The 12,454-nt window shown below is 58.0% G+C and carries 10 protein-coding genes, 2 pseudogenes and 1 riboswitch; of the genes and pseudogenes, 3 read left to right on the top strand and 9 right to left on the bottom strand.

Going from position 1 to position 12,454, the window contains the following annotated elements; all coding sequences use genetic code 11:
• Nucleotides 1–43 precede the first annotated feature (43 nt).
• Nucleotides 44–607, bottom strand: coding sequence for an alkyl hydroperoxide reductase subunit C (ahpC, locus tag FYJ43_RS09130; RefSeq protein WP_154564066.1), 564 nt, complete (start codon nt 605–607; stop codon nt 44–46).
• Between the two features lie 133 nt (nt 608–740).
• On the opposite strand from ahpC, the gene FYJ43_RS09125 reads away from it, so the two are divergent.
• A complete protein-coding gene (locus tag FYJ43_RS09125) occupies nt 741–1,919 on the top strand; it encodes a phosphoribosylaminoimidazolesuccinocarboxamide synthase (RefSeq protein ID WP_154564064.1) in 1,179 nt (392 codons plus the stop codon).
• 2 nt (nt 1,920–1,921) lie between these two features.
• Nucleotides 1,922–2,596: a phosphoribosylformylglycinamidine synthase subunit PurQ gene (gene purQ / locus FYJ43_RS09120; protein WP_154564062.1), complete on the top strand. Its 675-nt coding sequence runs from the start codon at nt 1,922–1,924 to the stop codon at nt 2,594–2,596.
• 59 nt (nt 2,597–2,655) lie between these two features.
• On the opposite strand, the gene FYJ43_RS09115 is transcribed toward purQ, so the two are convergent.
• The 7 genes and pseudogenes from FYJ43_RS09115 to FYJ43_RS09085 all read right to left on the bottom strand — a co-directional run bounded on the left by FYJ43_RS09115 (nt 2,656) and on the right by FYJ43_RS09085 (nt 8,424).
• Nucleotides 2,656–3,609, bottom strand: coding sequence for an N-acetylglucosamine kinase (locus FYJ43_RS09115; RefSeq protein ID WP_154564060.1), 954 nt, complete (start codon nt 3,607–3,609; stop codon nt 2,656–2,658).
• A 164-nt stretch (nt 3,610–3,773) separates the two neighbouring features.
• Nucleotides 3,774–4,040 carry a hypothetical protein gene (locus FYJ43_RS09110; protein ID WP_154564058.1) on the bottom strand — a complete coding sequence of 89 codons (267 nt, stop codon included), beginning with the start codon at nt 4,038–4,040 and terminating at the stop codon, nt 3,774–3,776.
• A gap of 360 nt (nt 4,041–4,400) precedes the next feature.
• Entirely contained in the window at nt 4,401–5,030 is a 630-nt protein-coding gene (locus FYJ43_RS12080) for a hypothetical protein (protein ID WP_229771688.1), read from the bottom strand.
• On the bottom strand, nt 5,027–5,170 hold the full coding sequence (locus FYJ43_RS09100; protein ID WP_154564056.1) for a hypothetical protein: 144 nt from the start codon (nt 5,168–5,170) through the stop codon (nt 5,027–5,029). Before FYJ43_RS09100 ends, FYJ43_RS12080 begins: the two co-directional genes overlap by 4 nt.
• A 45-nt stretch (nt 5,171–5,215) precedes the next feature.
• Nucleotides 5,216–5,641 carry an adhesin gene (locus FYJ43_RS09095; protein WP_229771687.1) on the bottom strand — a complete coding sequence of 142 codons (426 nt, stop codon included), beginning with the start codon at nt 5,639–5,641 and terminating at the stop codon, nt 5,216–5,218.
• Nucleotides 5,642–5,928: 287 nt separating this feature from the next.
• Nucleotides 5,929–6,513 carry an adhesin gene (locus tag FYJ43_RS12075; protein WP_195839947.1) on the bottom strand — a complete coding sequence of 195 codons (585 nt, stop codon included), beginning with the start codon at nt 6,511–6,513 and terminating at the stop codon, nt 5,929–5,931.
• A pseudogene (locus FYJ43_RS09085) lies at nt 6,510–8,424 on the bottom strand (PKD domain-containing protein). Before FYJ43_RS09085 ends, FYJ43_RS12075 begins: the two are co-directional and overlap by 4 nt.
• A 449-nt stretch (nt 8,425–8,873) precedes the next feature.
• A riboswitch (cobalamin riboswitch) is annotated at nt 8,874–8,936 on the bottom strand.
• Nucleotides 8,937–9,254: 318 nt separating this feature from the next.
• Between FYJ43_RS09085 and FYJ43_RS09080 the strand changes: the two are divergent.
• A pseudogene (locus FYJ43_RS09080) lies at nt 9,255–10,732 on the top strand (acid phosphatase).
• A 53-nt stretch (nt 10,733–10,785) separates the two neighbouring features.
• Here the strand turns inward: FYJ43_RS09080 and FYJ43_RS09075 are convergent.
• Entirely contained in the window at nt 10,786–12,186 is a 1,401-nt protein-coding gene (locus FYJ43_RS09075) for a dihydrolipoyl dehydrogenase family protein (RefSeq protein WP_407643736.1), read from the bottom strand.
• Between the last annotated feature and the right edge of the window lie 268 nt (nt 12,187–12,454).

Genomic DNA, 12,454 nt, shown 5'->3' with positions numbered 1-12,454 from the left:
AGCAGGGACGGGTTGCCCCTGCGGCAGATGCTCGGGTCGGAACTCAGATCTTGCCAACGAGGTCGATTGACGGGGCGAGGGTCTCTGCGCCTTCTTCCCACTTGGCGGGGCAGACCTCGCCCGGATGGGTGTAGACGTACTGGGCGGCCTTGACCTTGCGGACCAGCTCAGTGGCATTGCGTCCGATGCCTTCAGCGGTCAGCTCGTAGAACTGGATGACGCCGTCGGGGTCGACGAGGAAGGTGGCGCGGTCGGCCTGTCCTGCTCCCTCACGCTCGACGTCGAAGTTGCGCGTCAGCTGAAGGTTCGGGTCGCCGATCATTGTGTAAGTGACTTTGCCGACGGTGTCGGAGTCACTGTGCCAGGCCTTGTGTACGAAGTGTGAGTCGGTGGACACCGAGAACACCTCAACGCCCATGGCCTGTAGCTCCTCGTAATGGTCGGCGAGGTCGCCCAGCTCGGTCGGGCAGACGAAGGTGAAATCGCCGGGGTAGAAGAAGAACACGGCCCACTTGCCGCTGATGTCGGAATCGGAGACCTCAATGAAGTCTCCGTTGCGGAAGGCGTTGGACTTGAACGGAAGGATCTTGGTGTTGATGAGACTCATGTGAGACCTCTCTAATCGACGGCGTGATAGGTCGAAGCTATCACGCATCCAGTGTCAATAGCCAATGACTATATAAAACGCGAATCGAGCCTCCCGGTGTCACCAGGGCCCGCAACCGTGGCATGATGCCCCCATGGTCACTCCGCACCTCGATCTTCCGTTGCTGGCTGAGGGCAAGGTCCGTCGGCTCTACCGCCTTCCCGATCAGCCGGGCCGCCTTCTTATGGTTGCCACTGACCGCATTAGCGCCTACGACCACGTCCTTACCCCCGATGTTCCCGGGAAGGGAGCCATCCTGACGAATATGTCGTTGTGGTGGTTCGACCACTTGGCAGACATCGTCGACAACCATCTCGTGAGCTTGGATGTCCCCGCTGAGGTCACCGGGCGAGCCATGGTCGTTGAGGAACTCGACATGTTCCCGGTCGAATGCGTCGTGCGAGGCTACCTCACTGGTTCAGGATGGGCTGAGTACCAGCGCAGCCACTGCGTGTGTGGAATCCAACTTCCTGACGGGCTGCAAGATGGCTCTCGCCTCGAGGAGCCTATTTTCACTCCCGCAGCCAAGGCCCCGCAGGGAGAACATGACGAGAACATCGACTACCTCCATCTGGTCAAGCTCGTCGGCCCCGAGGTTGCTGCCCAGTTGCATGATTTGTCGCTGCGTATTTACCAACGGGCAGAAGAGATCGCACGAGAGCGGGGCATTATCCTTGCCGATACCAAGTTTGAATTCGGGCGTCGAGCCGACGGCACCATCGTGCTAGCTGACGAAGTGTTGACCCCGGACTCTTCGCGGTTCTGGGACGCTGAGACGTGGCGGCCCGGCCAGGGCGCAGATTCATTCGATAAGCAATATGTGCGCGACTGGCTCGCCAACGAGTCTGGCTGGGACCGCGCCAGTGACCAAGAACCACCCGCCCTTCCGGACGACGTCGTCACGGCTACCAGCCGTCGGTACGAGGAGGCCTGGGCGCGTTTGACCGGTGGCGAGGGTTTCGTCGAGGAGGATGCACCGGCAGCCCCCGATGTCCCTGACGAGCCAGACTCCCATAGTGCCGATAGGATTGGGGCTATGTCACGTGTAGTGGTGGAGGTCATGCCAAAGCCTGAGATCCTGGATCCCCAGGGCAAGACCATCACATCGGTGCTTGCTCGGCTCGGTCATGACGGCTTGACGGTGCGTCAGGGCAAGCGTTTCGAGATCACTGGTGAGGGTTTGGAGAATCGCCTCGACGAGATTAGCCAGGTGGCCTCCGAGCTGCTAGCTAACACCGTCATTGAGTCGTTCGATGTGCACGTGGAGGACTGACGATGGCGCGCATTGGAGTCGTTACGTTCCCTGGCACTCTCGACGATCAGGACGCGGCCCGGGCCGTTCGCTTGGCCGGGGCTGAGCCCGTGGCGCTGTGGTACGCATCGACCGACCTGGCCGGGGTTGACGCCGTCATCCTTCCGGGCGGATTTTCTTACGGTGATTATCTGCGGGCGGGCGCCCTTGCTGCTGCGTCGCCGGTGATGTCGTCCATTCGCGGAGCTGCTGACGCAGGTTTACCAGTGCTTGGAATCTGTAACGGATTTCAGGTGCTGTGTGAGTCGCATCTGCTGCCCGGCACGCTGATGCGCAACGAAAAGAGACGCTTCCACTGCTCAGTGCAGCAACTACAGGTTGCTAGCGTCGACACGGTGTGGACGTGCGATTTTCGCCCTAGCCAGCGCATCCATATTGCTGCTAAGCACGGTGAGGGTAACTACGTCGCCGATGCTGTGACCTTAGCTGGGCTGGAGGCTAATAACCAGGTCGTCTTCCGCTACACCGCCAATCCGAATGGATCGGTTCATGACATCGCGGGCATTACCAACGAGGCAGGCAATGTTGTCGGGCTGATGCCGCACCCCGAGCATTCTGTCGAGGATCTCACCGGCGCCGGAACTGACGGTTTGGGTTTCTTCCGCTCGTTGCTGACGTTTTTGTCCGCTCAGTTGTAACCCCGCTGTGTGAGGTAGGCAGCTGTGTGAGGTAGGCAGCGTCCCAGGTGGGCCAGCAGTTACTGGGCGACGTGGATACGCTGGCTAAGCGGAGAATCGGCACCGACGGTCGGTAGGGCAGCGGCGCCGTCGAGTCCCTCGCCGAGAGGCTCGACGATTCGCGCTCCCGGCATCGCCGCAGAGATTTCCCTGGTAATCGCGGCGTGGATGAGCTGAGACTTCATAACTCCGCCTAGCAGGCCGACGGCGGGGCTGTCGGCGTCGGTGAGCTCGGTCTGGCGTAGGCCAGTGACGGTGGAGTGGGCTAACTCATGGGCTGCGCGTACACAGATGTCATGGGAGACGTGGTCGCCTTCTTCGGCTGCAGCAGTAACTTTCGCTGAATACGCGGCGATCCGCGACACCATAAGCGGGTCGGCGTGGAGGTCCAGGTAGGCGGCCTCGATGTCGTCGAAGTCGCTGCCGATGGTCTCGCTGAGGACTGTCGGCTCGCCGCGGCCATCATGGGCGCGCATCACAGCGTCCAGGCCATGACGGCCTAGCCAGAAGGCCGATCCGGCATCACCAATGACGTATCCCCAGCCGTCGACTCGGGCCACGCTGTGGCGACCCACAGCCAGAGTGATGACACCGGTTCCCGACGCCGTGACGACGCCCAGTTGGTTACCGAGGGCACCGAGGTAAGAGGTGACGGAGTCGTGGGCGAGTAGTACTCGACTGACGCCGAAGGGTTTGAGAGCGTGCAGGACGGCAATGGGGTCCTCGTCGTCGCGTGCCCCCGATGATCCGATAGCTACTGTGCAGTCGGACCGGGTGATTTCTGGGTGAGCCGTCGCGACGTCGCGCATGACGGTCGCAAACTGCTGGGCTAGTGGGAGTGCCGTGCGCACCCCTGACGAGGTGACGATCCAGCCTGCGCCCCATGGCCCTGGCTCGCATCGCACTCGAGTACTGGACTGCCCGGCGTCGACGGCGAGGATGGGGGAGGAATCACTGCACACGGCATTGCTCATGTAGCTAAGGGTATGGCGGGAGGGGGTGGCGCGCCCACCAGGGCATCCGGGCCGATCACGAGGGCCGATCGAACAGTGGGTTCTGGTTCTGTGATAGCTGTGAAGTTGGCGCCCGGCGGTAATTAGGAACATTGTAGCCACCGCGACTGGGATAGCTCCCAAGATCACTGCCGCTGGTAAGGATACGTGCCAGCATAACTATATCCATCAAATTCAAAGAAAAACACCGACAAAAGTATGTATAAGTAGAACCAAAGCACCGCAGCCATAAATATTACAGTTACTGTAACAATGCTCATGCTGGGAATAAATGGAGCACTGCTGTTCTTGAGTTTAATTCCGATGATGCTAAGAATCAGGCCAGCAAGAGGAAACACTATGAGAAGGACCATGTGAGCCGTCATCTCCTTGCCACTCAAAGTGTAAACCATATCTAAAGGGCTCGAGAGAAAAACATGAATACACCGGCGAAGGTGGCCATGACAGCGCCAATGATCTTAGCTCTGCGTCTGCGTTTCTTTGGGTCATCACATGCGTACACTCTTCTTTCCCATAAACTCGTGAGCCACCCTACTAAGGGAAAGATGAGCGACATGAGAATGATAGACGGATATTCCTTGGGATCTATCGCTGACGTATAGTATTAAAAATACCGTAGCCCAGGCGGCTCCAACGATCGCACCGGTGGTCAGGCCGTTGAGGGGTGCGTGGCGGTATTGCTCTTCAACCGTGTTTTTGTGGGTGGTCATTGCTGCCTCTTGAGTAGCGGTATAGAAGACCATAGGCGTCCCCTATTTCGTCGTGGTCGGTGTGGGTTGTTGCAGGGGGTGCGTTATTAGGAACACGCTCAAAATTCGAAAAAAAAATAATACTTCTATAAGTAAACTCGTGGTAAACCAGAAAGCCACAGACAGGAACAGCATTACACCCGCCATGATACTCATCTTAGAAATGATCCATCGAGCATCATGGATATTATTTGCTCGCACACCCCCGAGCGCCCACCCGGCACAAGGAAACATCATTAATGGAAGCAGGTACAGGATAAACGCCTTAGTGCTATATGCGGCACGAGCTGGCGCATGGAGGGTATGTTGACTTGCAACTAGCGTATAAAAAGTGACTGCCATTATAATTCCGATTGCAGTCATCATTGCGGCACAGATTACCTTAATTCTATGTTCTATTTGTGCTGAATATCTACGGGAGGTAAAGGACCGTTCCCATGCCCCGGTAATCAAGCCAAGAATAGGCAACACTAATGCGACAAGATCCATCCTCGCTCGCCTCGAAGGGTCATTCGTGAATAAACCAGGAATCAATAGCACAAATACCCAGGCTACCCCGATGATGGTGCCTATGATGAGGCCATTAACGGGTGCGCGCCGGTACTGCCCCTTCGTGTTCTCATGGGTGGTCATCGTGGCTCCTTTTCGGTGGTGGCGTGGAGGTCGCAGGCGTCTCCGATGCCGTCGTGGTCGGTGTCGGTTTGATCCGGGTTGGCCATCGTGAGGCAGCCGTTCCAGCCATCAACCACGCTATTGCTAACATCGACAGGCATAATCACAACCTAATTTCACGCCCCCAAGATGAAGATTCCGACACATCAAAAACGAAAGAAAAAAATCAAGCTAAGACTTGCTGTAATATAGAACCAAGCGATCACCGCTACAAACACAGCAGCGACTGTTACGCAACTCATCCGAATGATGGCAGTCCCGTTATTGTGCAGGATATTAGCCATGGCTGTGCCGAGCGACCACCCGACAATAGGGAAAACAATCAGGGGGGCAAGGTATACGATAACAGCTTTGCCGCTAAAAATTGCATCTCTGGGTATATAATTACGCCATGCAATAAAATGCTCGTGAATCGCCACGATTAACCCAGTAAGAGTTGCCATCACGGCACCTATAATCCTGATTTTGCGTTTCTTCATTGCAGGATTCTCGCAAGCGCCAACCGTTCTCCCCCACAGCCCAGTAAGCCATCCGACCACAGGGAAAACAACCGACATGAAATAGACGGACATGAAAAAGTTTCCCCGTGCACCCCAGAGCAAGAATACGAGCGCCCAGACAGCTCCAACGATGGTGCCGATGGTCAGGCCGTTGAGGGGTGTGTGGGGCGGTATTGCTCGTCGTCTGTATTAGTGCGAATGCTCATTGTTTCCATCTCATGGTGGAGGGATGTCGTTGTGTGCTAGCTGTGAAGTTGGTGCCATGTGTTAACATAGGGATACCGTAGCCTCCCGCGGTTGGGGAAATTCCCCAAGAATACCGCCGCTGCTAAGAACTGTGCCTACATAACTTACGTCCATCAAAACGTGAAGAAAAATGCCATGCCTAGAAATCCCGAGAAACAAAGCCATGCGATCACGCAGGCAAGCAAAGTCGTGATTGACGCGAGGCTCATCTTGGCGATGATAAAACGATCCTCGGATGTTAAAGCGCCTCTGAAAAGACCAAGGGCATACCCTGCAATAGGAAAAACTATAAGCGGGGCAAAATAGACGATGAAAGTCTTCGCGCTAAAGGCGGCAATTCTGGGTATGCCACGGTCTTCAGGTTTGTCAAGGACAGTGTAACAAACGGTTGTCATGATGAGCCCGGTGATGGTGGCCATGACGGCTCCAATGGTCCCAATTCTGCGTGCCTGCTTTACCGGAGTCTTGTATGGACAAGTACTTTTTTCCCATAAGCCCGTGAGCCACCCTACTAGGGGAAAGATGAGCGACATGAGAAGGATAGACGGGTATTCCTTGACGTCTATCACCTTCCATGAATTGACGTATAGTATTAAGAATACCGTAGCCCAGGCGGCTCCAACGATCGCACCGGTGGTCAGGCCGTTGAGGGGTGCGTGGTGGTATTGCTCCTCAATCGTGTTTTTGTGGGTGGTCATCGGGGTGTCCTGGTGGTGTGGGGGTCGCAGGCGTCTCCGATGCCGTCGTGGTCGGTGTCGGTTTGGTCTTGGTTGGCTATGGTGGGGCAGTTGTCTTGTGTATCGGGTACGCCGTCGCCGTCTCGGGTGACCTGGATTGGGAAGGTGAGGGTGTCACTGGTGCCGGTGGTGTCGGTGATGCGCAGGTGTGCCTGGTATGTTCCGATGCGGGTGAGGGTGCGGGTGATCTCAGGTGTAGCGCTATCGATTTCGTAGTGTCCGTCACCGTTTAAGTCCCATTGCCAGCGCCGGATATGGCCGAAGGCCGTATACGACGAGGACGCATCTAGGCTCAACGGGTTACCCCGGCGTACCTGGCTTTGACCCATCACAGCGGCACGCATCCGTACCCCCGGCACCGAGGCCACCTGCGCAACACTCTCAGACAAGCTCGCACTCCTGACCGTTCTCGACAGGAGCGCATCATGAACCAGCTCAGCAATCTGTTCATGACCAATCACATTCGGATGATAAAAATTGCTCATATCTTGACTCGGATATGGTTGAGTTAATCCGTCTTCGTTTCGATGCCCAGCGGTCTCGACAACGCCGTTTATCCATCTATACATATTCTGTTGATGGCCTGGACTTGTTGATACCCACATCGGTGTTTCAGGTTCATGATTCGTGAAGAGAGCGGTGGTGGGGGTGTAGGTCACTTTGAGGGCATGGGATGTGTTCCAGGCCTTGATGGTGGCGGCTTGTTTGGTGCGGAACTCGTCCTCGGCGGCCCGCACCCGAGTAGACGGCAGATCTCGGAACACGTCGCGGTCTGCCTGGATGAGGTAGGGGTACCCGATCAGGATGACCCGTGTGTGAGCCGGATCGGTCAGCCGCTGCTGAATATGCGACAACAACGTCGTCGTCTTCGTCATCGTGGCATCAATCTTCTTGCGGTGACGCATCAACGGCGTCACCGCAACTAGCCATAGCCCATATCTTGACAAGAAAACACTTTTCGACGACGCCGATGAAGTCTAGGTCGTTGCCTCCGGCGGTCATGAGGACCACATGTGTGTGGGGATCCATTCCGTCGGCCTGACTAACAATACTGTGGTCCCCGGTCGTGATTTGGGCGCCACTCCAGGCCCGCACATCAGTCTGAAACGTGGTATCGACCCCAAACTCCCGATTCAACCGACGCGTAAGCACCGAACCATAATTCTTAGGACTGCGATACGAATGGTCAGTTGGATATTCGTAATCCCTTAGCGTTCCATTGCCTGCCGAGTAGGAGTCTCCCAGCACAGTCATCTTCACCAACCGGCGAGGCGGCACCCACCCCTCAACAGGTACTGTCCGGGCTCGATGAGCCCCAATAGTGTCCAACGACTGCACACCTCGTAATACGGGGATAACTTTGAGCGTGGCCCAGGTCGGGTCCCACCACGGGAACGCACCGTCACTGCGCTGGAGGCTGGCCAGCCAGTTTTGGGCCAGCGTAGCCTGTTTGAGATGAGATGGGTCACCGAGGCGATGCAACCCGGCAGCCACGAGCGACGTGGTAGAAACATTAGCCTGATCATGGGGCCAATCACTCCAGCCTTGCCCCCGCCTAGCCGTATCGAGGAAGCCCTGCAACTTGGTAACCACCGTAGTGATGGTTTTCTGCTGGGCTGTAGTGGCTACTACATGCGATAAAGCCACCAACATGAGGCCAGCAGTGTCAGGATCCTCCCAGTCTGATGTTGTCACTGCCGTGAACAAGGCGTTCGGGATCGGCTTGCCCAGCCGCTCCAACGCGATCATGTCAAGGGCAAGATTATAGGGATGCTCGTGCACAGCGGCAGCCGATAACGACGTCACTGGTGCGGCGTAATCAACCCCGCCATAGGTGGGTGACTCGCCAGCCGCCAGCAAAGTGATCGTCACTTTCGCACACCCGCCCACAGTGTGAGGGGTGCAATAGGCTGGCCCCTGCGTCTTAATGTTGGCTTTGAGTGTGCCAAGCGTGGTCATTGTGGCGTTGTCTTTCCTACCCGAAGCCACTAACGCTAATACCCCATCCAACTGCGGGCCTAAGCCACCGGTGGCCACTTCTGCCCGGTGCGCGTTCACATAGTCGACCGCTTTACTAGCCTGGCCGGCATAATCAGAAGCAGGCTTCGGGCCAGCCGCCTGCGCCGCGACCGTCACCGTGGCGGTCACCACCGCAGCCGCCACCAGCGACCCCAACACTCGCTTGCACGTCATCATAACTGCCATATCGCTCCTCCCCGGAAGCATCTTTTCCGAAGGGATTCCCAGACAGCACTAGCGTTTTAGCGTCGGTGTTGACTCCGTAACCCGCGACGGAACCTCATACCACTCCCACGTGATCTGGTACCCCGACTCCCACACATGGTCACGGTTGCGCGACAGCGCCGGATTCACACCGGCTTCCCCACATCACCTAGGCATCAACCCACCCCAGTGAGCCGACAGCGAACACACTACTGCCCACCAGGGTCACAAACGCCACACCACTCACAGCACCACCACGAGGTGCCGGGGCCACGCCCGAGACCGTGACTCCGCGGGGCCGTCAGCCCTGAACCTGCCGCGTGAATGCCCTCGCGGAAACTATCGGACAGCACACCTATGACGTGTGGGTAACTCGTCACCTTCTGGACCGCTGCCCGTCACTTCGTTCCCATACCGTCAACTCGTGACAGTTCTGTGGTTACGTCTGAGCAGCCCATTACCACGCTAGGAGTCAACTGGTGAAAATTCTTCGTACCTCTGTCCTGGGCCTTGCCTGCGTGACGGCGTTCGTCAGTAGTGTGGGAGCCAGTTCCGCCCAGGCGGCCCAACCCGATGAGCTCGCAGATCCGCACGTTGCTCTCTTGAGTGAGTACAACCGCTACTGGACTTCTAAACCGTTCGACAAGCAGAACTTCGACACTGCTTTTCGCGGTGACGTGACCCCTCAAGGCTCGAAGATCTTGGCTCGCAACGACGAGGGCGTTGAGCAGATCAACAAGGCCGGAGTTGACGAGGTGGGCCAAGCCGCTGACCGGCAGGGCAGATCCCAGCAGTGGCGTGCTCTGCGCGATGCCACGATGTTCACGGACCCGTTGCAAGAAGATAACGATGCCCTAGGCCCGGTGCTCGGTAAATACCTAGCTGAAGGACTCGCGCAGTGCACTCCGGTGAATCTCCACGACTGCAGACTTACCCGAGTTGCCCGGTTTATTTGGGCGACCGGCGCTCAGGAAGTGACGACGAAGTGCACCGGGGCTGCCAAGAAGTACTTCAACTACCCGCGTCCCTATCTTGCTGACCGCAGTTTCGCCGATTCCGGGAATCCGAACAATTTGCGTGGTCTTAAGAAGAGCCTTGCCATTGCGCGGGTGCCAAGCCGGATCGACGTGAATCACAAGAGGGGTGGACGGGCCCTCCTTACTGCCGGCTACGACCTGATGGACGGCTCCTCTGGCACCAACCTGACCGTCAGCCAGGCTTTCCCTTCGGGCCACACCACCGCCGCCTATGCTTACGGCCTGGCGATGGCTGAGATCTTGCCTGAACTTGGTCCCGAGATCCTTACTCGCGCATCCGAGGCCGGTAATAATCGCGCCGTGCTCGGCGTGCACTACCCGATGGACATTATGGGTGGGCGCATCGAGGGCCACAGCAACGTGTCCGCCGCGTTGGCCACGGATAAGTTGTACGCTGCCTCCCTCAAGGCTGCCCGCACCGAGTTGACGGCATATCTCACTCGCCGTTGTGAGGCCGACGGTCATGGTGACACTGTGCAGGCGTGCATCGGAAATGTGGGTGCTAACGACAAGAATGGCTACTACAACACCTTCACCGACTCGGTGTCCACGATGCCGGTGGTCGATCGCGCCTCGGCTCTCAAGGCCTATCGCGCCCGCATGACCTACGGTTTCAGCAAGGCTTCCGCTTATGGTGGCCCGGCTCCCGTCACGACCGATCCGGTCGTCCCGGCTGGTGCCGAGAACCTATTGGACACTGCCTTCCCGACCCTTTCCGATGCCCAGCGTCGGCAGGTGCTGGCGCCGCCACCGAGATTGATGCCGGGTACGCCCTTGACTCATCCTCAGGCGGATGGCAGCGCATCAATGTGGCCGCAGCCATGAGTGCCAAGGTGACAGTTGACAGGGCCGGTCACGTCGTCAAGGTCGAGACTGGAAACCTCAAACCTGAGGTCGTCTCGGCACCTCAGGCATCCTAAAACCGATTGACGTCCGGTTTGACCAGGTAGTCAAACTGGACGTCAACCATTTTTCACGCAAGAGGCGTGAGCGTCCCAAGCACCTCATTGAAAGCTTCGGTGGACGACGGGTGAGTCCAGATTCCGTCACGCAACGTCTCATAGCGCGCTCCTAACCGCATGGCCAGTGAGACGAGGTTGACGAGCTCCTGCGAATCTATGCACCACAGGGTTGCCCCCAGGATGGTGTGGTCGTCGGCATTGGCGAGAACTCGGATGAGGCCCTCGGTTTGTCCGACGATCTTGGGTCGCGGCATGGCGGCGATCGAGGCGACGTCCTTGGTAGCCACGAGGACATTGAGCCCGGACTGCCGGGCTTGGCGCATCGTCATGCCCACCTGCGACAGTGGCGGGTCGAGGAAGGTCGTCGTCGGGACGGCCACCCGATCGTTGCGACGACGCGGCCCGTCGTGAAGGGTGTCCCACAGCACCCGGTTGTCGTCGAGGGAGACGTAGGTGAACTGCGGTCCACCGTTGACGTCGCCGACTGCGTACACCCCATCAACATTGGTGCGCAGCTGATCGTCGACGGTGATGTAGTCTCGCTCATCGGTGGCCACCCCGGCAATTTCAAGGTGGAGGTCCTCAGTGGCGGGGAGTCGGCCCGCTGCCACCAACACGGCATCGGCGGTGAAAGTCCGCTCACTAGTGACGACGTCAACCTGGTTGCCGGTGTCGTGAAACGAGGTGGCGCGCGCACCCGTGACGACGGTGACCCCTTCACCCTCAAGCATGTTGCGCACACGCTCGGCGATGTCGGCGTCAAGGGCGGGGGCGAAGGTTTCGCCGGCCTCGAGCAGGGTCACCTGGGAGCCGAATCGGGCGAACATCTGAGCGAACTCCAGCCCAATGAAACCGCCACCCACGATAACCAGTCGTGACGGCAAGGGATTGATGTGCTGGATCGTGGTGGAGTCATAAACTCGGGGGCCATCGGCACCGGGAATCGAGAGGGTTGCTGGGTGAGCTCCGGTATTGATGATGATCGTCTCGGCGTGCACGGCGATCTCGTCGTCGCCACCAGAGACGGTCACAGTGTGAGGCCCGGTGAAGCTGGCCACCCCGTCAAAAAGGAGCGCCTTGCCTTCCAGCATGGCGTGGTTGGCATGGTTCAGTTTGGCAATGAGGGTGTCGCGGTCGGCGACGGCTGAGCTGAAGTAGGGGACGGGGTCGCGGCCGTCGCGCTTGGATGCTGAGTCGATGAGGTCTTTGGTGGGTACGCAGGCGATGTTGATGCAGGTGCCGCCATACATCTGTGGTGACCTTTCGACGAGGGCGACATTGCGGCCCTCCCCGGCGAGGCGTCCGGCGATCGTCTTACCGGCTTTGCCCCATCCGATGACAAGAACATCGACTGTGAACTTTAACAATGGTTCACCCTTTCGTGTATACCCGATTGGTAGTCGATGCTCTATCGCATCGCCAGTGATGTCATCTTGTCACGGTGCTTGGCTCGGAGAGTCTCTTTTCGCCTAGCGCGCATTGACGCCAATACGCGCTGGTATAAATATCGGGTTTTTGCTGATGGCCACGTTGGTGTGTTGGCTATGTAATAGCCATTGACGCGGACTATGTGTACGCCCTCGGATCGAGGAATCCGGACAATCGTGCTCGTGTGGGAAAATGGGCTTCCTCGGTCGCGTGTCCGGTGTGCGACGTGGCCCATGGGGTGACGCTCCAGTA

The organism is Cutibacterium porci (assembly GCF_009696315.1).
GTDB lineage: Bacteria > Actinomycetota > Actinomycetes > Propionibacteriales > Propionibacteriaceae > Cutibacterium > Cutibacterium porci.
This window is presented reverse-complemented; position numbering and strand designations above follow the sequence as displayed.